Source organism: Caldichromatium japonicum, assembly GCF_011290485.1.
Lineage (GTDB): Bacteria > Pseudomonadota > Gammaproteobacteria > Chromatiales > Chromatiaceae > Thermochromatium > Thermochromatium japonicum.
In genome coordinates, this window is the sequence record NZ_CP048029.1 from 883,682 (window position 1) to 905,623 (window position 21,942).

The window sequence follows — 21,942 nt, forward strand, 5'->3', positions numbered from 1 at the left end:
AGATTTCACCCGAATTCAAAGTAACCCGCGATGCATCGATTCCTGGATGCGGATGGGGCAGCTGACGCCATCAGCCAGCAGCTCGCCGAACGGATCCGCAGCGAAATCCACGCCCAAGGCGGTTTCCTGCCCTTCGACCGTTTCATGGAGCTTGCACTCTATGCCCCTGGGCTTGGCTATTATGTCGCGGGTGCCCATAAGTTCGGGCGGGGCGGCGATTTTGTAACAGCGCCTGAACTGTCCCCTTTGTTTGGCCGCTGTCTTGCGGTCCAATGCGCCGAGGCACTTGAGCGGCTGGGCGGCGGTGATCTGTTCGAGTTCGGGCCGGGGACTGGGATCCTGGCTGTCCAACTGCTGGTCGAGCTCGAGCGTTTGCAGTGCCTGCCGACCCGCTACTGGCTGCTCGAACCCAGCCCTGAGCTGCAAGCCCGGCAACGCGCCATGATCGAGGCCGCTGTGCCGCACCTTGCCGAGCGTTGCCTTTGGCCAACCGCTCTTCCGCAAGGGTTTGCAGGGGTGGTACTCGCCAATGAAGTGCTGGACGCGATGCCAGTCCATCGCTTTTACATTGGGGAGGATGGCCAGATCCTGGAGCTCGCGGTGACCGAATGGGACGGGCAGCTTACCGAGATCACGATCCCACCCCGTTCGCCTGGTTTATTGGATGTCGTGAGGCGGCTGCACGCCCTGGGTCTTGCGCTGGCGCCTGGTTATCTCTCAGAGCTCAATCTGCGGCTTGGCCCTTGGCTTGCTGCCGTCTCCCAGATGCTGGAGCGGGGCTTGATCCTGCTGATCGACTATGGCTATCCGCGCACCGAGTATTATCACCCGAGCCGTTCAATGGGGACGCTGATGTGTCATTGTCGCCATCAGGCCCATCCAGACCCTTTGGTGCACCTCGGCCTGCAGGACATCACCGCCCATGTCGATTTCAGCGCCATTGCAGAGGAGGGGACAGCAGCGGGTTTGATGCTCGCTGGCTATACCACCCAGGCGCACTTTCTACTTGGCTGCGGGATCGATCGATATCTTGCTGGGGCAGACACCGATCCGAATCTGGTGCTGGGCGTCAAGCAGCTCATCCTGCCCAGTGGGATGGGCGAACGGTTCAAGGTGTTGGCCCTGAGCAAAGGGGTCAGCGGACCCTGGTGTGGCTTCAGCGTGCGCGACCTCAGCGACCGGCTATGAACGTAAATGGTTACTCGCTGCGATTTTTGAAGATACACTGGCAGCGGTTCATTAACCCTTGATACAGACCACCTGTTTGAGTGTATACACCACCTCGACCAGGTCAGACTGATTGGTCATCACCTGATCGATCTCTTTATAGGCTGCTGGGATCTCATCGAGCACGTGCTTGTCCTTGCGACAGATCACCCCCTGTGTCTGGGCGGCAAGATCGGCGGGGGTAAATTGTTTCGCGGCGGCATTGCGGCTCATGCATCGCCCGGCACCATGGGCGCTTGAGCAGAAACTCTCAGGATTGCCGAGCCCGCGCACGATATAGCTTTGTGTCCCCATGCTCCCAGGCACGATCCCCAACTCGCCTTTTCCGGCGCGGATGGCGCCCTTGCGCGTGACCCATACCTTGGCGCCGAGATGCCGTTCGCGCTCGACATAATTGTGATGACAGTCGATCACCTCGCCCTCAAGTGTAAATGGCGGCAGGTGACGTTTGAGCGCCGACAATACCAAGCGCATGATCTGGTTGCGGTTTGCGCGCGCATAGCGCTGTGCCCAATCGACCGCCTCAAGATAATCCTTGAAATAGGGCTTGTCCTCGCTGAAATAGGCCAGGTCTCGATCTGGCAGTTGGGCCCTTTGGCGATCGATCTCGCGCTGGGCGAGCTCGATAAAATAGGTCGCCATGGCATTGCCGATCCCACGGCTTCCGGTATGGAGCATCACCCAGAGCTTGCCCGATTCATCAAGACAGACCTCGATGAAATGATTGCCACTCCCTAAGGTCCCGAGCTGATTGACCCAGTTTGCATGCTTGCCGAAGGATTTGAGCAGTTTGGGATGTTTGGCAAGCATGGCCTGCAGTGGCTCGGCGAATGGCTTGGCGGCATCGTGGGGGGCACGGGTATCGCTGTGCTGCTCGCGGCCTGCAGGCACATCGCGGCAGATCTGGTCATAGACCCTGCGCAGCACCCGTTCGTCGATCTGCTCTGCGGTCAACGAGGTGCGCACTGCCGCCATCCCGCAACCGATGTCTACCCCTACCGCTGCAGGGATGATGGCGCCGCGGGTGGCGATGACACTGCCGATGGTCGCGCCGATCCCTGCATGCACGTCCGGCATGGCGGCGACATGATGATGGATAAAGGGAAGCCGCGAGATATTGATCAACTGGGCGCGCGATACCTCATCCAGGTCCTGGGTCCAGACCTTGATGGGCTTGCCGCCCTCGGCAATCACTTGTTGGATCGGCATGGTGTTGGGTGAAACAACCAGACTGGATCAGTGGATAAAGAGATCTCCGAGCAATGTTAACCCGATTTTCTAGGGACGTTCGGATAGAGGCCTTGTCATCTAGCGCTGCTGCTCGCCCAACCGATCGCGACCAGTAGGATCAGCCAGAATAGACCAGCCACCTGGCGCCGACCCCATCCATCTTCGATCCTCCTGTCGTGGAGGGCCCGCCAACGTTCGCCCAGTTTTGTCCGACAGGCGTTCAGCCAAGGCGCACTCGCAGCCAACCGGCGGCGCTTTAGCCAACGCCAGGCCAAGCCGAAGAGTGGAGAGGCAAGAGACAGGGGCACCAAGATATCCCCGGGCGGGATGCGTCCGAACAAACGCTTGAGTCGGTGGGGGCAGTAGGTACCATTTAAGCAATGGCAGGGACAGGGCAGAGGCGATAAAGAGAGGAACGAGGTGCCCGAATACATCGGTCTTGATCCCTGGGTTTAAGCCGGGCACAAGCGGTAATAGCAGGACTGCGCCGATCAGTAGGGTCCAAGCGAAGGCGCTCAAGCGCCAGGCTTGTTGGGGATGGGGTTCTGTATGCCGCATCAGCCACAGAAAGCGCACCATAAGCAAGGCGCTCGCGATGGCGGCAGCCAAGAGAGCCATCATCAAGCAGGGCCAATCGAGTGTTGCAATCAGCGGCTTGAGTCCATCCTTGGCGAGCGCACCCCTGGTCAAGGGCGCACCCACCGGGGCGAGTGCGAAGATGACTAGGCCAAGCATGATCAGGCCCTGTGCGCCTGCTTGATGGCATAACCCAATCCCAAGGAAGAGCCCGCCTTTGGCGAAGGCATGATGAGCGGCATAGAGCGCAAGCGCTATGACGCCAGTAGATGCGAGTTCTGGCTCGAGCAACAAGATCCCCACCCCCAGGCCCATCAGCCCCATCTTGGCGATGCTTGAATAGGCGAGTAATACCTTGGGATTGGTTTGGGTGAGGCCGATCAATGGGGCGAGTATCGTTGTAAGCAGCCCGGCGAGTACCAGAAGCAGACCCCAATCGGGCCGCGCCAAGGCCCCCAGCGGCAGAAAACGCAGCCAGCCGAGGAGTGCCGCCTTGATCATGGCGCCGCTTAAGACCGCACTTGCTGGGATCGGCGCTGCCGGATGGGCGAGCGGCAGCCAGACGTGCAGCGGCATCAGCCCTGCCTTTGACCGCAAGCCCGCGGATCAGAAGGCCGAGCGTCAGGTCGTCGAGGGCTGCGAGCGCCTGGGTATGAGGTGTCAGTTGGCCGGTCTGGTGGGCGATCAGCACGAGCGCCATAAATAACGCCGCCTCACCCAACAGGGTCAGGATCAAATAGACCTGACCTGCGCGTATCGAGCTTCGCCGTCCGTCATGAACGACCAATCCATAAGAGGCCAGACCCATCAACGCAAAACCGGTATAAAAACTCGCCAGATCCAGACCGAGGATGAGCCAAAGATTGCCGGTCATGGCCAGCATAAAGAACGACTGAAACCGGCCCGCCTGGGCCGTAGGCCGTATTGTGCAAGCTCGAAGAGGCATGAATAGCTGCGATCAACCATTAAGAGGGCCGTAAACCCCAAGACGATCCGCCCGGGCGCATCTATCCCCAAGCTGGCGCCGAGCAGCAGCCAAGGCAGATCGATTCGGCTGCCTACTGGGACCCAGAGTGCAACCATCAATGCAGGCAAGTGGGCAAGGACACCGAGCCCAGGGGCGCGCCTGACCAAAGGGGCCAGAAGCAAAGGGGTCAGCCAAGCAAGGAGCAATAGGGCCGTCGTTATCTCAGGATCAAGAGGGCCATGAGGAGCCCGAGTGTGACCAAATAGAGGGCGCCGTGCTGGGACCAGGGGCGCACCGTACCTATCGGCTCAGTCTGCAAGGTGCCAACAGAGGCGATAAATTTCGCAAACAGATGGCGCGGGCGTTCGACCAATACCGACCAAGCGGCCAACACCTGTTGCCCGGCCTTGAGATAAGCGAAGGCGAGCAGCTCCAACCATGCTAGGGCATCGATGCCCATCCCCCAGCGCGTCCGAGGGCGCGGTGCCTTCCGGCCAGCGGCAAGGATCAGGGGGGCGGCGAGCAAGAGTGCGATCGACGGCGGAAACAGATTGCTTAACCAGCCCGAGGTATCGCCCAGGGCGAAGGGAAAAAGGACGGTGAGGCCGACGAGGAAGAGCCAGGTGCCGAGGCCCAGGAGCGAGCGGGAGGTCCCTTGAGAGGCCGTCATGGTGCGGGTGGATGATGACTCGATCAGCCAGATGAAACGGATCATCAGAAGCGCCGTGCCGACCGATGCAAGCGAAAGGATGGAATCGAGCCAGGCCCAATCGGCCACATTAAAAAGCGGTTTGAGCAGTGATTTCACCAAGGCCCCGCTGGTTAAGGGCACAGCGGCAAGCGCGGCAGCAAGCAGGATCAACCCCAGGCGCACGATGAGGCGCCCGGGTCCTCGGCGATGCAGGTCAAGCCCCAAGAACAGACCCGCCTTGACCAGGGCATGGTGTACAGCATAGAGGCCGAGCGCCGCAGTCCCTGCGGTCGCAAGCTCTGGCCTAAGCAGCATCAGGCCCAAGACCAGGGTAAAGAGCCCCGACTTGCTGATGCTCGAATAAGCGAGGATACGGCGGGGGTCCGACTGGCTAAGGCCCACCCCCAAGGCGATGAGGAGGCTTATCAGGCCAAGGCCCGCGAGCAACAGCCCCCACGCGGGCAGCGGCGCCTGATCGAGTGGCAGCAGGCGCAGCCAGCCCAAGAGCGCTGCCTTGCTCATTGCTCCGCTGAGCACTGCAGCGATTGGTGAGGGCGCAATCGCATAGGTCGGCGGCAGCCAGAGATGCAAGGGCATCAGCCCCCCTTTGATCCCCAGGCCAAGGAGCAGGAGCGCGATTGCCGCCCCATCCGCTTGGGGCGGTACAGGAAAGTGCCAGTCAAGCCCCTGAGCTTGGGCCATCAGGACTAAGGCGGCAAAGAGCGCAAGCTCGGCGATCAGGGTCATCGCCAGATAGATGCGGGCGGTGCGCCGCTGTCTCTGATCCCCGGGCTCGAGGATCAGGCCATAGGCGGCAAGTCCCATGACCGCAAATCCGAGATAAAAGCCCAGCGGCTCTGCAGCCAGGACCAGCCAGAGGTTTCCGCTCAGGGTAATGAGTAACAACACCCGAAAGCGCCGGCCTCCCTTGAGTGGCATAGGGTCGGACACCAAGGTGAAGGCGGCTGCCGTCCAGACGAGGGCAGTCAGCAGCAAAAAGGGGGCGTTGACTGTATCGAGGACCAGTCGGGTGCCGAACAGCAACCAGGGCAGTGCTAAGCCCGTATCAGGCGGGAGCAGGACAACAGCAAATGCCGGCAGCGGGGCGATCCAGAGTAGCCAACGCCGACCTGGATGAACGACAAGAGGCACCAGGATCAATGGGGTCAAGGTAGCGGCCAGCAGCAACCAGTTCATAGGATTTCTCGCACATAAACCGTGACCTCGGTCGCCGGTTATTTATGGTCCATATTCCCGCTCGGCGATCAGGCGTACCCACTCCAAGGGGCTGAAGGGGGCGGCGGCGAATAGACCCGCAGTAAGCGAAAGTGCAGCCGTCACCAGTGGCGGCCACAGCAATGCGGGTTCGGTCTCCAGGCGGGTCGCAAAGGCATGTTCCTCCGGCCAGCGCTCGGGCCGCGATCTAAACCAGGCGCGATAGAGGATCGGCAGGAAATAGGCGGCATTGAGCAGGCTGCTTGCGATCAACACCAGGATGGCCCAGTGCGACCCAGCGTCGGCTGCACCCAGAGCCAGATACCACTTGGTCACAAAGCCGGCGATCGGCGGGATGCCGATCATCCCGAGCGCCCCAACGGTAAAGGCCAGGGTGGTCCAGGGCAGGCGTCGGCCCACACCGTTCATCTCACTGACCCGATGGATCCCCAGTGTCTCGGCAAGTTGCCTGCGCAAAAAAACAGGGTGATCTTCATCAGCCCCTGATGCACCAGATGGACCAGGCCGCCGATGGTTGCGATGGGCCCCAGGATCGAGGCGCCGAAGGCGATATAGGACACCTGGCTGACGGTCGAATAGGCCAGGCGTTTCTTGAGGCTGTCCTGGCTTAAGGGCTTGAGCGAACCATAGAGGATGGTCGTTGCCGCAAAGACGCCCAGCACATCGAGCAGCCCCAGATGATAGGCAAACTCCACCCCATAGATGTCATACACGAGACGCACGATCCCAAACGCCCCCGTCTTGACCACGGCAACCGCATGGAGTAGGGCGCTCACCGGCGCCGGTGCCACCATCGCCTGCGGCAGCCAGCCGTGCAGGGGTACCAGGGCCGCCTTGACCCCTAGACCGGCAAGCAACAGGAAAAAGATCAGGATGAACTGGGGATGGAGCGATTCAGGGGCCGTATCCAATAGACCGTCCTGGGTAAAGTTCAGCGGCCCCATCAGGCCCTGTAGCCACGCTGCACCTGTGAGGAGTACCACCCCGCCGGTCATGGTATAGGCGAGATAGACGCGGGCGCCACGATCGGCATCAGGCGTGCCGCGGTGTGCGATCAACGGGTAGGTGGACAGGGTGAGGATCTCGTAGAAGACGATAAAGGTCAGGAGATTCCCCGAGAGCGCGATCCCTACGGTTGCTGAGACGCACAGGCTAAAAAAACCGAAGAATCGGCTGCGATTGGGTGAGTGCTCCAGATAGCCGATGGCATAGATGGTGGTGACCAACCACAGTACAGTGGACAGGGTCACGAACAAGAGCGACAGCGCATCGGCGCTCAAGATCAGCTCAAGCCCAGGAAGGAGCTCAAGGCGACTGATATAGACATGCTCGTGAAAGACCCCCCAGATCATCCAGCCGACCAGGATGAGCTTGGCGATGGCACCAAATAGATTGAGCACAGTGCGCAGGAGATGACGCTCCTCGTCCAAAAAAAGATCAGGGCGCCGGGGAGGGCAGAGCTCAATACGATCGCTAGCGGTAGAAAAGCATCCAGATCCATGGTGTCAGACCCCAAGTAGATGGGTGATGGGTCTTGCGGCCAATCCAACCCCGAGCAGCGAGAGCGCAGCCAAGATGAGCGCCGGAAGCTCAGTACGGGCATCGGTGACGAAGTGCGCGGGCGTAGGCTCGCGAGTAAAGGCGCGGGCCAATATTCGAAAGACATAACCCACGGCAAGCAGGGTCCCGAGCATGACCACCGGTACCCACCACCACTGGCCCGAGACGATGGCGGTCTGAATCAGGAGCCATTTGGCGAAAAAGGTCCCGCTCGGCGGCAGGCCGATGAGCGCCGCCCCCGCAAGCCCCAAAGCAAAGGTCGCTGCCGGTAGGCTTTGCGCCGCGCCGCCAAGCTCAAGGATACGATCATGGCCAGTGGTCTTTTGCACCAACCCTGCCGCAAGAAAAAAGCCTGCCTTGGCGAGTCCATGGGTCAGGGCCAACAGCACCCAGGCGGCAAGCAGGGAGGCACGCGCGTCCTCATCAAGGGTTGCGTGGAACAACGGCAAAAACATGGCGAGATAGCCGATCTGGGCCACGGTCGAATAGGCCGCAAGCAGCTTGAGCCGCTCGGCGCACAGGGCCTGCCAAGACCCCCAAAGGACCGCGATCCCACCCAGAAGACCCAAGAGCATCGCGACTGAGACGTTGGCGATCCCGGCAAATAGGTCCAGCCACAGGCGCAGGATGAGATAGATCGCCGCCTTGACCACCAGGGCCGAAAGGGCCGCGCTGACCGGCGCCGGTGCTGCTGCATGGGCAGGCGGCAACCAAAAGTGCAGGGGAAACAGGGCCGCCTTTAACAACACCCCCCCGATCATCAGGGCGCAAGCGGCATCGCTGGCAGGGGCGGGGGTCAATGACTCGGCGACCTGGATGAGATCCAGGCTACCGTAAGCGATATAGGCTACCGTAAGCGATATAGAGTAGGCTCACCCCCAGGAGATAGGTCATAGACCCTGCGAGCCCAAACAGGAGATAGCGCAGATTGGCTGCAACGGCCTCGCGAGTCCCGCCGAGCGCTCCTAGCGCCCCTGCCGACATGCCAATGAGCTCGAGGGTCACATAGAGATTGAACAGATCCCCCGAGACCCAGAGGGCATTGAGCCCCGTCCACAGCAAAAACCACAAGGGCCAGAAATGTGGGCTGGTCTTGCTGGCGGCGAAATAACCGTTGGCATGGATGCTGACCCCCAGCCCCACCAGATTGACCATGACTAAGAAGGCTGCCGCCAGACCATCAGCGCGCAGGCTGATCCCCAGCGGCACGCCCCAGCCGCCGAGGTCAGAGACCAAGGGCCCGCGCTCCATCACCGCAAAGACCAGCCATAGAGCGTTCAATGTAACGCCGACGGCCATGGGTATCCCAATTGCCGGTGCCCAGCGCGGGGACATGGCAGTCAACAAGGCGCCGAGGAGCGGCCAAGCGACCGCCAAGGCCAAGAGGTCAAGCATGGTCACGCTCCTCCAGGCGCCGACCGAAGGCCAACGCCAGGGCGGTGGCGCTCACCGCAACCACGATCCCCGTCAGCACCAGGGCATGCGGTACGGGGTCAGGCGTCTGCTCGAGACCGCGATAGGCGATCGCGACCAGGACATGAAAGACACCAGAGCCCATGACATTGAGCGCGATCAGTTTGCGCGAGAGCCCATCATGGACAATGAATGACCAGAGGCCCAGGAGAAACAGTACCAGGCCCAGCCCGCCATAGAGCACCTGGGTGATCAGGATCTCAGAGTCCATGGGACCTTCCTGCAGAGGGATGCCCGCCGAGGAAGGCCGCAGCGAGGATGAGGCCGATGCTGAGCGTAGCCGCGGTCTCGATGGTCAGGATCAGCCATTTGGCGATCGCCTTGGGATAGGTCAGGAAACCAAGGCCTAAGAGCATACAGCCCAAGCCCATCAGCACGAATACGAGGGTGCCCGAGGTGGCCAGGAGGCGTTGATGGGATTCCGCAGGCAGGCCGCCGGTGGGATGACCGGCCAAGGCCAGGGTCACACCAGCAGCACCGAAGAGCGCGCCTGCTTGAAAGGCACCGCCTGGGGCCTGACCGCCGACCCAGAGGAGATAACCGCCAGCGATGATCAGCATGGGCACCACCCAACCCACGAGGTTTGTAAGCAACAGGCCAGGCGGCGGATAGGGCAAGGCGGCAGGGCAGAGCGACCAGATACCGAGCAAGGCCGTCAGGAGTACGGCCAGTTCGAGCAGGGTGTCATAGCCGCGGAAATTGAGCAGGACCGAGGTCACTGGGTTGCTTGCACCCGATTCAGGCACCTGCACCAGGGCGATCTCGGCTAGGCGCACGCCGGAGTGTCCGCTCAAACCATCCCATAGCGCCCAGCCCAGAAAGGCGCCCAAGGCGACGACCAACACCTTGACCAGCAGGCTCAGCAGGGATGAGCTCATGGTGGGCCCTCGCCGTCTGGCTTGCGCGCCGCGCGCTGTCCAGCGCCGAGCATCAGGGCGCCCGAGAGCCCGGCACCGATCGCCGCCTCGGCCAAGGCGAGATCTGGAGCCCGCAGGCGCGCCCAGACCAGTGCCAGTAAAAGGCCGAAGGCGATGAAAAAGATCGTCCCCCGCCGCGGTTCTTGACTGCTCGAGGCAGCGAATGCGAGGGTCAAGAGGTTGATCGATAGCAAGAGATCGAAACCAAGTAAAAGCAGATTCATCGGTCGTCCTGATAAGACTTGCTGCGCAATGCGCGCTGGGCGATCAGATGGGCGCCGGTGGCGCTTGCAATGAGCACAAACAGCCAGATCAGGAGCAGCTTGAACGCGCGCAGCGGCTGATCGGGTGTCTGGAACACGAGACCCAGGATCACCAGGCCCAGATCCAGATTGTCGGCCTTGGTCAGGGCATGTAGCCGGGTCAGCAGGTCGGGTAGTCGCAAAAGACCCAGGGTGCCGGCGAGAAAGAACAAGAGGCCAGCCATGAGACAGAATGCCGAGAGTAGATACAGGGCCATCATGGGTGCTTACGGGTAAAGGCGATTGTGGTCACCGCGGCCAGCAGCGCAAAGACCAGGGCGACATCGATCAAGGCAGGGACCTGGATGACAGAGGACAGCACCACCAAGACCCCGATCCCCGAGGTCCCCAGCAACTGGGCGGCGAGCAGGCGATCGGCAGGCGTTGGGCCCAGAACGACGCGGATCAGACCCACGCTGATGGTCGCAAGCAGCATCAGGGCGATGGCGAGATTCAACTCGGCAAGCGGCATGGCAGCAGTGCCTTGTTTTATGGCACGGTCGGTTTCGTCATGGATAGTCTAGTCGGGCGTCTTCGCCCAGGGCTCGCCGAAGAGCGAGCCGATGCGCCGCTCGAGGTGTGCGATCTCGAACTCGAGGGCATTGGGGTCGCTGGCATCCAAGGCATGGAGGATCAGGGTATCCCCCTCGAGGTCGGCGCTGAGGGTCCCGGGCAGGAGACTGATGGAAGCGAGCAACAACACCCGCTCTGAAGGATTGATCAACCTGAGGCGATAGGGATGCAACCCAGGCGCGATCCGCATCTGCGGCTGCAACACCCGCCAGGCGACATCGACCCCGCCTTTGAGCGAACTCCAGAAGAAAAAGGGGATGAAGGCCAAGGCGGGACCCAGATGCGGTTGACCTGCGCCCTCAGGTCTTAAACGCCAACTCGCCAGGCTTGCCGCGATCACCGCAGAGATGCCGATCAGCCAAGAGGCAGGATCGGTACCGGCGATGACCACCCAGACGCCAGCAAACAGCCCAAGGCGCAGGGTAAGGGCGGCGGGGCTCTGCGAGATCTTCATTACGTCCTCCAGCTTGCACGATGCGCCCAACAAGGCTGCCCAGTGAAACAGCAATCGAGTTCCCAACAATCGATATTTGTCCAGCTCGTTGGAGCTGTGCTCGAAAAAAAACACACGGGCCGCTTAGAGCCGTTCCTGACAGCACAGGTTCACTGAGGCCCTTCCATCGCCTCAGGCCCTGGCCAATTGATCTCAAGCCCAGGGAAGATCCCCACCGCTGTAAATCCAGTCAATTCAGCCACCTCGGGCTTACCAAATGAACCATCGGGCCCCAAGCGATAGATGGTCAATAGCCGATCGCTGGGGTGCAAAAGCCAGTATTCGCGCACTCCATGCCGCTCATAGAGGGCACGTTTGCGGATGTGGTCGTGCGCGGCGCTCGAGGGGGAGAGGATCTCGATGATCCAATCCGGGGCGCCGCGGCAGCCTTTGTCATCGAGCTTGGTGGGGTCGCAGATGACGGCGAGGTCCGGCTGGACCACAGTGTCGATCTCATCGTCCGACTCCTGAGCGTGCGGCAGACGGACATCAAAGGGCGCGACATAGACTCGGCAAGATGAGTTCGCAAGCTTAGGGTGGATCTGCGCAGCCAGTTCGACCACGAACTCCTGATGGAGGCGCGAAGGGGCAGGGCTCATGGCGAATGCCTGGCCGTCAATCAGCTCCCAGCGTTCTCCCTCCGGCCAACGGCAATAATCGGCATAGGTAAAGCGACCCGATTTGCTGGCTGGCTGCAACATCTGAAATCTCCAGGCGACCGAATTGTCTTTTTCAAGATAAGGCACATAAAAAAGACCCGGCAGGCACCGGGTCAAGGGTCTCTCGTGGAAGAGAGACGAGGAGGACTTCAAATGCACCGGCGGGACCGGAATCAAAAGGCACCAGTCATGGTGATGACTCGCTGAGCTGATTCAAAGTTTAGACGATTTTCGACAATTGCAATGGGTCCAGAAGATTTTTTCAGGCGCATATACCCAAGGGCCATTCACTTTAGGTAATGACATCGGGCTCTGTGCGTCCGGTGCGTGTCTCGATCTGGGCAAGCTCACGGGCAATGAGGACGAGAGGCCGAAGGGCCTCTTGCGGATCGAGCTGATGGCGATCGGGGTCTGGCTCGAACGATTCAAGATAGACACGCAGGGTTGCGCCTGAGGTCCCAGTACCCGAGAGTCGATAGACGATGCGGGCGCCGCTCGCAAAGCCGATACGGATGCCTTGGCGTTCGGTTCGGCTTCCATCGATCGGATCCGTATAGGCAAAATCGTCAGCGTAGCTCACCGTCTCGGCACCAAGCTGATGCCCGGGCAGGTCGGGCAAGAGCCGGCGCAGATGATCGATCAGAAGCTCCGCAGATTTGAGGTCGAGACCCTCATAGTCATGCCGGGTGTAGAAATTGCGCCCAAACCGGCGCCAGTGATCGCTGAGGATCTCCGCCACCGACTGTTGGCGCACCGCGAGCAGATTCAGCCAAAAGAGCACCGCCCACAGCCCATCCTTTTCGCGCACATGATCCGAGCCGGTGCCAAAACTTTCCTCACCGCAGAGGGTGATGCGTCCGGCATCGAGCAGATTGCCGAAGAACTTCCAGCCAGTTGGGGTCTCGTAGCATTCAACGCCCAAAAAATCGGCAACCCGTTTGGCCGCCTGACTAGTCGGCATGGAGCGGGCGATCCCGCGTATCCCTTGGCGGTAGCCAGGGACGAGATGGGCATTAGCGGCAAGGATCGCCAGACTGTCGCTTGGGGTCACAAAACAATCGCGCCCTAGGATCATATTGCGATCCCCGTCGCCATCCGAAGCCGCGGCAAAGTCGAGACCCTTGAGCCCGCGCGTCATTTCGACCAGCGCATGGGCATGGACCAGATTGGGATCGGGATGACCGCTGCCAAAATCCTCGAGCGGGTTGCCATTGAGCACCGTACCCGGCTCGGCGCCCAGCCGGTTTTCCAGAATCTCGCGGGCATAGGGCCCAGTGATGGCGTGCATGGCATCGAAACGCATCCGAAAATGGCCCGAATTAAAGAGCTGATGGATGGCATCGAAGTCGAAGATCGTCTCCATGAGATCCGCGTAATCGCATACTGGATCGATGACCTCGATCGCAGTGTCCTTGAGTTTGGTCCCCCCTAACCGGTCGAGATCCAGAGGCGGCGTATCCAGCGTTAGATAATGGTCGATGACCCGAGTGCGGGCAAAGATCGCTTCAGTAACCGACTCGGGTGCCGGCCCGCCGTTGGCGACATTGAACTTGATCCCGAAATCGCCGTCCGGCCCCCCTGGATTATGGCTGGCCGAGAGCACGATCCCCCCCTGAGCCTGATATTTGCGGATGACGCAAGAGACGGCAGGGGTCGAGAAGAATCCATATTGACCGATCAGGATCTGTCTGACCCAATTAGCCGCGGCGATACGCAGGATCACCTGGATCGCCTCACGGTTGAAATAACGTCCGTCGCCGCCGACGACGAGCGTGCCGCCCTTGAGCTCGGGCTGGGTATCAAAGATCGCTTGGACGAAGTTTTCAAGATAACCCGGCTGTTGAAAGATACGGACCTGTTTGCGCAGTCCCGAGGTTCCGGGGCGCTGGTCGTGAAATGGTATGGTAGCGATACGCAGCGTTTCCATCGGCAAACCCTGATGTTGACTTAAGATTGAACGACCGTCACCGAGCAGCCCCAAGGGACTGCGCCGTCTGGGAGTCAAGGCCGAGGGGATTGTATCGCCTGGCCTACATGCGACAATAAGTCTAAAAGACCGTTTTTGGTCTGCGATAGACGTCTTGAATCCTCAACAGAACCTTGTTACTGAAGTTGGCAGATCCTCAAATGACAGTCGAAGCGCACAAAGAAACCCTTGAATTCAAGGCCGAGGTCAGCCAGGTCCTTGATCTGGTGATCCGTTCGCTTTATTCGAACAAAGAGATTTTTTTGCGCGAATTGGTCTCGAACGCCTCGGATGCTGCCGAGCGTCTGCGGTTTGAGGCCTTGAGCGACGATGGGCTTTATGAGGGCGACAGCCAGTTGCGGGTGCGCATCCTCATCGACCGCGACGCCAAGACCCTGACCGTCTCGGACAACGGCATTGGCATGAGCCGCCAGGAAGTGATGGATACCATCGGTAGCATCGCCAGCTCGGGCACGCGTCGTTTCCTAGCGAGTCTATCGGGCGATCAGACCAAGGATGGCCAGCTCATCGGTCAGTTTGGCGTGGGCTTTTATTCGGCATTCATCGTCGCCGATCGAGTCACCCTGATCTCGCGCAGGGCAGGTTACGGACCGGAGCATGGGGTGCGCTGGGAATCCGATGGGCGCGGGACCTATACCATCGAGACAGTGGAAAAAGTGGTGCGGGGTACGGATGTGATCCTGCATCTCAAGGATGACGAGCAAGAGTTTTTGGAACAGTGGCGCCTGCGTTCGATCATCCAGAAGTTCTCGGATCATATCGCCATCCCCATCGAGATGCCCAAGGAGTACTACGGCGAGGAGGCTGAGAAGCGCAAAGGCCAGCCTCCGGAGTTTGAGCAGGTCAACCGTGGTACGGCGCTATGGATGCGCAACAAGTCCGAGATCCGCGAGGAGGAGTATCACGAGTTTTACAAGCACATCGCCCATGACTTTGAACCACCTCTGGCCTATGTCCACAATCGGGTTGAGGGAACCAATGAATATACGGCGCTCCTCTATATCCCGCGCCGTGCCCCCTGGGACCTCTGGGACCGCGAGCCCAAGCACGGGGTCAAGCTCTATGTCAGGCGGGTCTTCATCATGGATGAGTCGGATCAGCTCATGCCGCGCTATCTGAGGTTCATCAAAGGGATCGTCGACGCCGACGACCTGCCGCTCAATGTCTCGCGCGAGATCCTGCAGCACAATCGTAAGATCGACGCCATCCGCCAAGCGAACACCAAGCGCATCCTGGGGCTCCTTGAGACCCTGGCTAAGGACGAACCGGAGAGATATGCCCTCTTTTGGGACGAATTCGGCAAGGTGCTCAAAGAGGGTCCGGCCGAGGATTATGCCAACCGTGAGCGGATCGCTGGTCTATTGCGTTTCGCGACGACCCACAGCGAGGACAACAAACAGCGCGTCTCGCTCGACGATTACATCGGGCGGATGCAGGAAGGTCAGGACAAGATCTATTACATCACCGCCGAAACCCCAGCGGCAGCACGCCACAGCCCGCATCTCGAGATCTTCCGCAAGAAGGGGATCGAGGTTTTGCTGCTTTCCGATCGGGTCGATGAATGGCTGCTTAGCCATCTCCATGAATACAAGGGTAAACATCTCCAGTCGGTCGCCAAGGGCGAGCTGGACCTCGGGGGGCTTGCCGATCAGGAGGACAAGGAGACCAAGGACAAGGCGGCGACCGAGCACAGACCGCTCTTGGATCGGCTCAAGACTGCGCTGGGCGAGCGGGTCGAGGCAGTTCGGCCTAGCCAGCGCCTGGTTGAGTCTCCAGCCTGTTTGGTGGTCGGGGCCGATGACATGAGCATCCATCTGGCACGGGTACTCAAGGCCGTGGGCCAAAACGCCCCTCAGGTCAAGCCGACCTTAGAGGTTAACCTTGAACATCCGCTGGTCAAGCGGCTCGCCGCCGAGGCGGATACAGATCGCTTTAATGACCTGGCCTCGATCCTGTTCGAGCAGGCACAGCTTGCCGAGGGCACTCAGCTCGATGACCCGGGGGCCTTCGTTGCCCGGCTCAATAAGTTGATAGCCGAGATGCTGGCAATCTGAGCGGCTACTTGCCTAGGGTGTATTCTCAATCAAGTCAACCAGACGATGGTGCAAGCCAGATAAACGAACGACAGGGAAGACGAGGCGAGCTTGTCGTAGCGCGTGGCGATGCGTCTGAATTGCTGGATGCGACAGAAGAAGCGCTTGATCAGATTGCGGTTTTTGTAGAGATGCCGGTTGAACGAGCGCGGATTGAGTCGGTTGGAGCGTGGGGGGATGACCGCCTGGCTGCCCTGTGCGGTCACCGTTTCGACAAGGGCATCCGAGTCGTAACCCTTGTCGGCAATGACGCACTCGGTCGGTTGGTCCTGGATTAACGCCGCGGCCTGCTCGATGTCGGCGACCTGCCCTGCCGAGAGAATGACGCGCAGCGGATTGCCCAAGGCATCCACCGCAACGTGCAGTTTGGTCGTCAACCCGCCCCGCAAGCGACCGATTTCCTGTTGGCCCGCTTTTTTGGGGCGCCAGCAGAATGTGAGTGGGCGCGCACGATGGTCGAGTCGATGAACAGATGCTCCATGTCGGCATCGCCTTGCAGTGCGGCGGCCACGCGCTCCTAAACACCTTTCTCGCGCCAGCGCGAGAAACGCACATATGTCCGGTGCCAGTGGCCCAGCTCGGCTGGCAAATCGCGCCACAGACAGCCGGTGCGCATGATCCAGAGCACGGCTTTGACAACGCGCCGGTTGTCCCTCGCTGTGCAACCCGGATCGCTCTTCTTCCCCGGTAACAGCTGCTCAATGCGTGCCCACCGCTCATCTCATAACATCTTCCGCTCCATCCTGACTCCTGCGCAAAAGTCAGGATATGACCAGACTTCACCCACTGTGAACAGCCCCTCGCCATGTCAGTGACTGTGAACGATTTATGCAGCCTCACTTGCATATGACATAGCACTATGCGCACGATTGAGAAGAGGACCTAGAAAGGATCGCTGGGGCCCCCAATGCGGTCTTGCGTGGCGCAGTGGGCGAGCACAGCCCCCTAGATCACCGTCGAGCACTGGTTGCTCCTTGCGACGCTTGGCATAATCCCTGTCCTCGATCAACGAATTGAAGGAGTAAAGGCGATGCGCATCGTCCTGCTCGGCGGTCCAGGCGCTGGTAAAGGCACTCAGGCTGGATTCATCAAATCGCATTTCGGTATCCCTCAGATCTCGACCGGCGACATGCTGCGTGCCCACGTCAAGCAGGGCACAACCCTCGGGCTGGCTGCGAAGGCAGTCATGGAAAGCGGGGGGCTGGTCTCTGATGACATCATCATCGGCATGGTCAAGGAGCGGATCGCTGAGCCAGACTGCGCCAACGGCTTCTTGTTCGACGGTTTCCCCCGCACCATCGCCCAGGCCGAGGCGCTAAAGGCAGCGCGCATCTTTCTCGATGCCGTGGTCGAGATCGCCGTCCCCGACGAGGAGATCATCCGGCGTCTCTCCGGGCGGCGGGTGCATCTCCCCTCGGGCCGCACCTATCATGTGATCTTCAATCCGCCTAAGGTCGAGGGTTTGGACGACGAGACCGGCGAACCCTTGGTCCAGCGGGATGACGACCGAGAAGAGACGGTGCGCGAGCGCCTGCGGGTCTATCATGCGCAAACTGCGCCTCTGATCGAATACTATACAGCCTGGGCCGAACAGGGCGGAGAAGGCGCACCCCGTTATATCCGGATCGAGGGTATCGGACCGGTCGAGGCGATCCGCGCGCGGATCATCGCGGCGCTTGAGACCCTCTGATATGCCCCAATCTCATCGGTACGTTACCCAAACATGGCGCGTCTGCGTGTGGTTCCCCTAGGTTGACGCCATCCTGTCGCGTCCGATTCCGTTATTTGCCCATCACCCCAACCCACGGAGACGCCTATGGCCGTCGTAGAGCTCAATGCCGCCAATTTCGAACAAACGATCCGCGATCACAGCTTTGTGATGGTGGACTTCTGGGCCCCCTGGTGCGGTCCCTGCCGCTCCTTTGCCCCTGTCTATGAAAAGGTCTCAGCAGACTTCCCTGATGTCGTCTTTGCTAAGGTCAATACCGAGGAGGAGCAGGCAATCGCCGCCCATTTCCAGATCCGCTCGATCCCAACGCTCATGATCTTCCGCGATCAGATCATCATCTTTGCCCAAGCTGGGGCCCTGCCTGAGGGGATGCTGCGCGATCTCATTACCCGGGCAGGCGAGCTGGATATGGATGAAGTCCGCCGTCAGATCGCCGCCCAATCCGAAGCGCATGCCTGAAGACCCTTGAGCGATTGGAGCGCCACTGTCTTTCTCCTCGCGCGACTGGACGCCGGCCCAAGCCTCGGCGATCTGCTCGGACTATGCGAGGAGAACTTTATGCATCTGCGGCGTCTGGCTCCAGGTCTGCGCGATTATCCCTTGGGACGCCTGATCTCGCGCTGTCCTGGGGCCGTTGACCTCGCTTTAGAGATTGAGGCCCAGGCTCCCTATACCACCAGCCTACGCCTTACCCATCTCTTTGCTGCATCTGCCGGCCATAGCGAACCGGATGCCCGGCTGCGCGTCTATCATGATGCGCGCCAGGTCGAGATCCTCAGCCTGCGCCAATCGATCCTCCCTTTGCGCGTCGGCTATGCCCCGCCTGCCCTGAGCGACAAATGGCGCGCCAATCTCTTTTTATCTAAGTGGTTGCAGTTTTGCTGTAGCCAGGGACATGGCTTCGCGCCCACTGCCCTTGATCGATCGTCTTGCGCCGTGCCGGCCGATCGCCTTGTCCGTTCCCCATCTTGATCCACCTTGAGGCGAGCTTGTATCCGCTTGAAATGGGCGGATTGTTGACTAATTTACTTAGCTCGCAACCTCAATACGGCAGGCACTCAAACCATGAGATTATCGACCAAAGGTAGATATGCGGTGACTGCGATGCTCGACCTTGCCCTGCATGCCGGGCAAGGACCTATCACGCTGGCCGACATCTCGGCCAAACAAGGGATCTCGCTGTCCTATCTTGAACAGCTGTTTGCTGCCTTGCGTTCCAAAAAGCTGGTGCGCGGGGTGCGCGGGCCTGGGGGAGGCTATTATCTCGGACGCCCCGCAAGCGAGATCTCGATTGCTAACATCATCTGCGCCGTAGATGAATGGGTCGAACTGACCCGATGCAGCGGGCGCCAGAACTGTCATGACGGCAGACGCTGCCTGACCCATCATCTATGGGATCAGCTCAGCAACGAGATCTTTCAATTTCTCGATCGCATCTCGCTTCAAGATCTCGTTGACCAGGGGGGACAGCTACAGTCCGGTTTGTCTGAGATGGAGGGGGTACCTCCCTTGCAACGGCATCGGCATGCCGCCTGATGCGGATGCGTCGCTCACTCAAAACCACGGGCTGGTGGTATCCTTTTCTTTTACCGCCCAAGTGGACCGCGGATTAAGTCCCGCGTGCCGTCTTGCAGCATTGCCAATTGTTGATTGAAGTGGTCGATCGCCGCTATGGCAGAACAGCCGGACGGTTTGTGCTCGATTCAAGATTTCATTCGCTGGGGGGCCAGTCGTTTCAACGCAGCTGGCCTCCATTTTGGTCACGGGACCGATAATGCCCTCGATGAGGCGGCCTTTCTGGTGTTGGGTGCCTTGCATCTCGCGCCCACTCTCCCCACGAGCTTTCGCGAGTGTCGTTTGACCCCGGCTGAACGGGTTCGGGTCACAGAGCTTATCGAGCGCCGGGTCGTTGAGCGTATCCCTTCGGCCTATCTGATCGGACGCGCCTGGTTTGCAGGTCTGGAGTTCGAGGTCGATGAGCATGTCCTGATCCCACGCTCGCCGATCGCTGAGCTCGTCGAGGCCGGCTTTGATCCCTGGATTGATGGCGATCGGGTCCAACGCCTGTTGGACATTGGTACGGGCTGTGGTTGTATTGGCATCGCTGCAGCTGTCTATCTGCCGGATGCCGAGGTGGACCTGGTCGATATCTCGCCCCAGGCGCTGCATGTAGCCCAGCGCAATATAGAACGCCATCACCTAGGGGAGCGCGTGCAGGTCGTGGAGTCGAATCTATTCGCCGCGCTTGCTGGCCGCCGCTATGATGTGATCGTCTCTAACCCCCCTTATGTGGCGCAGCCCGAATTCGATCAGCTGCCGGCTGAGTATCATCGTGAGCCCCAGCAGGCCCTGCTTGCCGGTGAGGATGGACTCGAGATCGTTCTGCGTATCCTCGATGAGGCCGCCCAGCACCTCAATGACCGAGGGATTCTCGTGGTCGAGGTAGGAAATACCCAGCCTGCATTGGAGGCGCATTTGCCCGGCCTGCCGTTCACTTGGCTTGAGTTTGAACGGGGCGGTGAAGGTGTCTTTCTCCTGACGCGCGAGCAGCTCTTGGAGGCGCAGCCGCTGATCGAGGAGGCGCTGTATGCTTGAGCGGCACCGGATCGGATGGTCCGGTGGATGCGATCGACTCCCCTCGCAGCGGGTTGGGTGCGCTGAACATCCTGGTGAAGACGCGCCGGCTTAAAAAGCGAAGGGGCCACTGATCCAGCAACAGGTTTGACATATTGGTCAAGGGGGCCCTTGCGGCTCCGGACCGGAGGATTGATAACGTGGAACAAGGCGTCTCTTTCGACCTCGATTTGATTCGGCGCTATGACCAAAGCGGTCCGCGCTATACCTCTTATCCCACTGCGGTCGAGTTTACCGAGTCGTTTGGCGCAGCCGATTATCAGGCCGCCTGCGCGCGGAGCAATGCCAGCGGGCGGCCCTTGTCGCTCTATTTCCATATCCCTTTTTGCGATACGGTCTGTTTCTATTGCGCCTGCAACAAGATCGCGACCAAAGATCGCTCCTTGGCCTCTCCTTATCTCGAGCGGGTGCATCGGGAGCTGGCGATGCAATCCGAGCTGTTCGATCGCTCGCGTGTGGTCGAGCAGCTCCATTGGGGCGGCGGCACGCCGACCTTTTTGAGCAATGAACAGATGGTCGAGCTGATGGAAGTCACCCGCCGATATTTCACCCTGGCGGATGACGAAGTCGGCGAGTTTTCCATCGAGATCGACCCGCGCGAGGCCGACGCCGTAACGGTCAAGCTCTTGCGTCGGATCGGCTTTAACCGGATGAGCCTCGGGGTCCAAGACTTCGACGAGCGGGTGCAGGCAGCAGTCAATCGCTTCCAGACCGAGGCCCAGACCATGGCCGTACTCGAGGCGGCGCTGGCCGAGGGTTTCCGCTCGACCAGCATCGATCTGATCTATGGTCTGCCCTTCCAGACGGTCGAGAGCTTCATGAAGACCCTGGATCGGGTGATCGAGGTCAATCCGCAGCGTCTCTCGATCTTCAACTATGCGCATCTGCCCGAACGTTTCAAGCCGCAGCGGCGGATCAACGCCGCCGATCTGCCCCCGCCCGAGGTCAAGCTTGCCATCCTTCAGGCCACCATCGACCGTCTGACCCAGGCCGGCTATGTCTTCATCGGGATGGATCACTTTGCCCGCCCAGAGAACGAATTGGCTGTCGCCCAGCGGGCGGGGACCCTCTATCGCAATTTCCAGGGCTATTCGACCCATGCCAACTGCGATCTGATCGGGATCGGGGTGACCTCGATCGGCATGGTGGACAATACCTATGCGCAAAACCAGCGCGAGCTGGATGCCTATTATGCCGACATTGATGCCGGGCGGCTGGCGATCTTCAGAGGGATCGCCCTCAATCGCGATGACCTCATCCGGCGCGAGGTGATCACCCAACTCATCTGTCATTTCGAGCTCGACAAGACGGCGCTCGCTGCCAAGTGGGATATCGATTTCGATCGCTATTTCGCCTCCAGCCTCGCCAAGCTCAGGGTCATGGAAGACGATGGCCTGGTCGCGGTCGATTCGGACCGCATCCACATCCTGCCGCGCGGGCGCCTACTCGTGCGCAATATCTGTATGGCCTTCGACGCCTATCTCGAGACCAAGACTGGGCCAATCGGTTTTTCCAAGGTCATCTGAAGACTTCCCTTCGGTCCTGCGGTCATGTCGTGTTAAAATTTTTACTTTGAGATATGGGTGCCCGCCTGG

Annotated in this window: 21 protein-coding genes and 3 pseudogenes; 8 read left to right on the plus strand and 16 right to left on the minus strand. The window is 60.1% G+C overall.

Annotated features, from left to right (window positions below; translation table 11 throughout):
* The first annotated feature begins 30 nt into the window (after window positions 1–30).
* Entirely contained in the window at window positions 31–1,188 is a 1,158-nt protein-coding gene (locus tag GWK36_RS04350) for a class I SAM-dependent methyltransferase (protein ID WP_166270110.1), read from the plus strand.
* A 51-nt stretch (window positions 1,189–1,239) separates the two neighbouring features.
* Here GWK36_RS04350 and GWK36_RS04355 read toward each other — a convergent pair whose 3' ends face one another.
* From GWK36_RS04355 to GWK36_RS04420, 15 genes and pseudogenes are all read right to left on the minus strand, one after another.
* On the minus strand, window positions 1,240–2,436 hold the full coding sequence (locus GWK36_RS04355; RefSeq protein ID WP_166270111.1) for an RtcB family protein: 1,197 nt from the start codon (window positions 2,434–2,436) through the stop codon (window positions 1,240–1,242).
* 99 nt (window positions 2,437–2,535) lie between these two features.
* The gene (locus tag GWK36_RS04360) at window positions 2,536–3,609 is read right to left on the minus strand and encodes a proton-conducting transporter transmembrane domain-containing protein (protein WP_166270112.1); all 1,074 of its coding nucleotides are present in this window, start codon (window positions 3,607–3,609) and stop codon (window positions 2,536–2,538) included.
* 142 nt (window positions 3,610–3,751) lie between these two features.
* Window positions 3,752–3,979, minus strand: a pseudogene (locus GWK36_RS15810) (NADH/ubiquinone/plastoquinone (complex I)); the annotation flags it as partial.
* A gap of 238 nt (window positions 3,980–4,217) precedes the next feature.
* Window positions 4,218–5,888 (minus strand): proton-conducting transporter transmembrane domain-containing protein, encoded by a 1,671-nt coding sequence (locus tag GWK36_RS04370; RefSeq protein WP_166270113.1) that lies wholly within the window; start codon window positions 5,886–5,888, stop codon window positions 4,218–4,220.
* 42 nt (window positions 5,889–5,930) lie between these two features.
* Window positions 5,931–7,428: pseudogene (locus GWK36_RS04375) on the minus strand (proton-conducting transporter transmembrane domain-containing protein).
* A 4-nt stretch (window positions 7,429–7,432) separates the two neighbouring features.
* Entirely contained in the window at window positions 7,433–8,287 is an 855-nt protein-coding gene (locus GWK36_RS15815; protein ID WP_343033138.1) for a proton-conducting transporter transmembrane domain-containing protein, read from the minus strand.
* A gap of 28 nt (window positions 8,288–8,315) precedes the next feature.
* Entirely contained in the window at window positions 8,316–8,882 is a 567-nt protein-coding gene (locus GWK36_RS15820) for a hypothetical protein (protein ID WP_343033139.1), read from the minus strand.
* Window positions 8,875–9,171 (minus strand): NADH-quinone oxidoreductase subunit K, encoded by a 297-nt coding sequence (locus tag GWK36_RS04385; RefSeq protein WP_166270114.1) that lies wholly within the window; start codon window positions 9,169–9,171, stop codon window positions 8,875–8,877. Before GWK36_RS04385 ends, GWK36_RS15820 begins: the two co-directional genes overlap by 8 nt.
* On the minus strand, window positions 9,161–9,838 hold the full coding sequence (locus tag GWK36_RS04390) for an MnhB domain-containing protein (protein ID WP_166270115.1): 678 nt from the start codon (window positions 9,836–9,838) through the stop codon (window positions 9,161–9,163). The genes GWK36_RS04385 and GWK36_RS04390 overlap by 11 nt, the downstream gene beginning before the upstream one ends.
* Entirely contained in the window at window positions 9,835–10,101 is a 267-nt protein-coding gene (locus GWK36_RS04395; protein ID WP_166270116.1) for a Na(+)/H(+) antiporter subunit B, read from the minus strand. Before GWK36_RS04395 ends, GWK36_RS04390 begins: the two co-directional genes overlap by 4 nt.
* A complete protein-coding gene (gene mnhG, locus GWK36_RS04400; RefSeq protein WP_425482778.1) occupies window positions 10,098–10,400 on the minus strand; it encodes a monovalent cation/H(+) antiporter subunit G in 303 nt (100 codons plus the stop codon). Before mnhG ends, GWK36_RS04395 begins: the two co-directional genes overlap by 4 nt.
* Window positions 10,397–10,651 carry an MrpF/PhaF family protein gene (locus GWK36_RS04405; RefSeq protein ID WP_166270117.1) on the minus strand — a complete coding sequence of 85 codons (255 nt, stop codon included), beginning with the start codon at window positions 10,649–10,651 and terminating at the stop codon, window positions 10,397–10,399. The genes mnhG and GWK36_RS04405 overlap by 4 nt, the downstream gene beginning before the upstream one ends.
* A gap of 48 nt (window positions 10,652–10,699) precedes the next feature.
* Window positions 10,700–11,206: a Na+/H+ antiporter subunit E gene (locus GWK36_RS04410; RefSeq protein WP_166270118.1), complete on the minus strand. Its 507-nt coding sequence runs from the start codon at window positions 11,204–11,206 to the stop codon at window positions 10,700–10,702.
* Window positions 11,207–11,355: 149 nt separating this feature from the next.
* Window positions 11,356–11,946, minus strand: a complete 591-nt coding sequence (locus tag GWK36_RS04415) for a Uma2 family endonuclease (RefSeq protein WP_166270119.1) — start codon at window positions 11,944–11,946, stop codon at window positions 11,356–11,358.
* Between the two features lie 250 nt (window positions 11,947–12,196).
* Window positions 12,197–13,831 (minus strand): alpha-D-glucose phosphate-specific phosphoglucomutase, encoded by a 1,635-nt coding sequence (locus GWK36_RS04420; RefSeq protein WP_166270120.1) that lies wholly within the window; start codon window positions 13,829–13,831, stop codon window positions 12,197–12,199.
* Window positions 13,832–14,031: 200 nt separating this feature from the next.
* On the opposite strand from GWK36_RS04420, the gene htpG reads away from it, so the two are divergent.
* Window positions 14,032–15,945: a molecular chaperone HtpG gene (gene htpG, locus GWK36_RS04425; protein ID WP_166270121.1), complete on the plus strand. Its 1,914-nt coding sequence runs from the start codon at window positions 14,032–14,034 to the stop codon at window positions 15,943–15,945.
* Window positions 15,946–15,974: 29 nt separating this feature from the next.
* Here htpG and GWK36_RS04430 read toward each other — a convergent pair.
* A pseudogene (locus tag GWK36_RS04430) lies at window positions 15,975–16,687 on the minus strand (IS5 family transposase).
* 327 nt (window positions 16,688–17,014) lie between these two features.
* Here GWK36_RS04430 and adk point away from each other — a divergent pair.
* The 6 genes from adk (at window position 17,015) to hemN (ending at window position 21,873) form a co-directional block, all read left to right on the plus strand.
* Window positions 17,015–17,674, plus strand: a complete 660-nt coding sequence (gene adk / locus GWK36_RS04435) for an adenylate kinase (protein ID WP_166270122.1) — start codon at window positions 17,015–17,017, stop codon at window positions 17,672–17,674.
* A gap of 126 nt (window positions 17,675–17,800) precedes the next feature.
* Window positions 17,801–18,172 carry a thioredoxin gene (trxA, locus tag GWK36_RS04440; protein WP_166270123.1) on the plus strand — a complete coding sequence of 124 codons (372 nt, stop codon included), beginning with the start codon at window positions 17,801–17,803 and terminating at the stop codon, window positions 18,170–18,172.
* A gap of 6 nt (window positions 18,173–18,178) precedes the next feature.
* On the plus strand, window positions 18,179–18,685 hold the full coding sequence (locus tag GWK36_RS04445) for a DUF1249 domain-containing protein (protein WP_246237676.1): 507 nt from the start codon (window positions 18,179–18,181) through the stop codon (window positions 18,683–18,685).
* 93 nt (window positions 18,686–18,778) lie between these two features.
* Window positions 18,779–19,249, plus strand: a complete 471-nt coding sequence (locus tag GWK36_RS04450) for an Rrf2 family transcriptional regulator (protein WP_166270124.1) — start codon at window positions 18,779–18,781, stop codon at window positions 19,247–19,249.
* Window positions 19,250–19,384: 135 nt separating this feature from the next.
* Window positions 19,385–20,308 carry a 50S ribosomal protein L3 N(5)-glutamine methyltransferase gene (gene prmB / locus GWK36_RS04455; protein WP_166270125.1) on the plus strand — a complete coding sequence of 308 codons (924 nt, stop codon included), beginning with the start codon at window positions 19,385–19,387 and terminating at the stop codon, window positions 20,306–20,308.
* Between the two features lie 179 nt (window positions 20,309–20,487).
* A complete protein-coding gene (hemN, locus tag GWK36_RS04460) occupies window positions 20,488–21,873 on the plus strand; it encodes an oxygen-independent coproporphyrinogen III oxidase (protein WP_166270126.1) in 1,386 nt (461 codons plus the stop codon).
* Window positions 21,874–21,942: the final 69 nt, after the last annotated feature.

Bases quoted from the DNA above. Each gene is read 5' to 3' on its own strand.
- GWK36_RS04385 (WP_166270114.1), bottom strand. From the start codon at position 9,171: ATGGACTCTGAGATCCTGATCACCCAGGTGCTCTATGGCGGGCTGGGC.
- htpG (WP_166270121.1), top strand. From the start codon at position 14,032: ATGACAGTCGAAGCGCACAAAGAAACCCTTGAATTCAAGGCCGAGGTC.
- GWK36_RS04395 (WP_166270116.1), bottom strand. From the start codon at position 10,101: ATGAATCTGCTTTTACTTGGTTTCGATCTCTTGCTATCGATCAACCTC.
- GWK36_RS04420 (WP_166270120.1), bottom strand. From the start codon at position 13,831: ATGGAAACGCTGCGTATCGCTACCATACCATTTCACGACCAGCGCCCC.
- GWK36_RS04370 (WP_166270113.1), bottom strand. From the start codon at position 5,888: ATGAACTGGTTGCTGCTGGCCGCTACCTTGACCCCATTGATCCTGGTG.
- mnhG (WP_425482778.1), bottom strand. From the start codon at position 10,400: ATGATGGCCCTGTATCTACTCTCGGCATTCTGTCTCATGGCTGGCCTC.
- GWK36_RS04450 (WP_166270124.1), top strand. From the start codon at position 18,779: ATGAGATTATCGACCAAAGGTAGATATGCGGTGACTGCGATGCTCGAC.
- trxA (WP_166270123.1), top strand. From the start codon at position 17,801: ATGGCCGTCGTAGAGCTCAATGCCGCCAATTTCGAACAAACGATCCGC.
- GWK36_RS04350 (WP_166270110.1), top strand. From the start codon at position 31: ATGCATCGATTCCTGGATGCGGATGGGGCAGCTGACGCCATCAGCCAG.
- adk (WP_166270122.1), top strand. From the start codon at position 17,015: ATGCGCATCGTCCTGCTCGGCGGTCCAGGCGCTGGTAAAGGCACTCAG.
- GWK36_RS04415 (WP_166270119.1), bottom strand. From the start codon at position 11,946: ATGTTGCAGCCAGCCAGCAAATCGGGTCGCTTTACCTATGCCGATTAT.
- prmB (WP_166270125.1), top strand. From the start codon at position 19,385: ATGGCAGAACAGCCGGACGGTTTGTGCTCGATTCAAGATTTCATTCGC.
- GWK36_RS15820 (WP_343033139.1), bottom strand. From the start codon at position 8,882: ATGCTTGACCTCTTGGCCTTGGCGGTCGCTTGGCCGCTCCTCGGCGCC.
- GWK36_RS04410 (WP_166270118.1), bottom strand. From the start codon at position 11,206: ATGAAGATCTCGCAGAGCCCCGCCGCCCTTACCCTGCGCCTTGGGCTG.
- GWK36_RS04390 (WP_166270115.1), bottom strand. From the start codon at position 9,838: ATGAGCTCATCCCTGCTGAGCCTGCTGGTCAAGGTGTTGGTCGTCGCC.
- GWK36_RS04355 (WP_166270111.1), bottom strand. From the start codon at position 2,436: ATGCCGATCCAACAAGTGATTGCCGAGGGCGGCAAGCCCATCAAGGTC.
- GWK36_RS04405 (WP_166270117.1), bottom strand. From the start codon at position 10,651: ATGCCGCTTGCCGAGTTGAATCTCGCCATCGCCCTGATGCTGCTTGCG.
- GWK36_RS04360 (WP_166270112.1), bottom strand. From the start codon at position 3,609: ATGCCGCTGCACGTCTGGCTGCCGCTCGCCCATCCGGCAGCGCCGATC.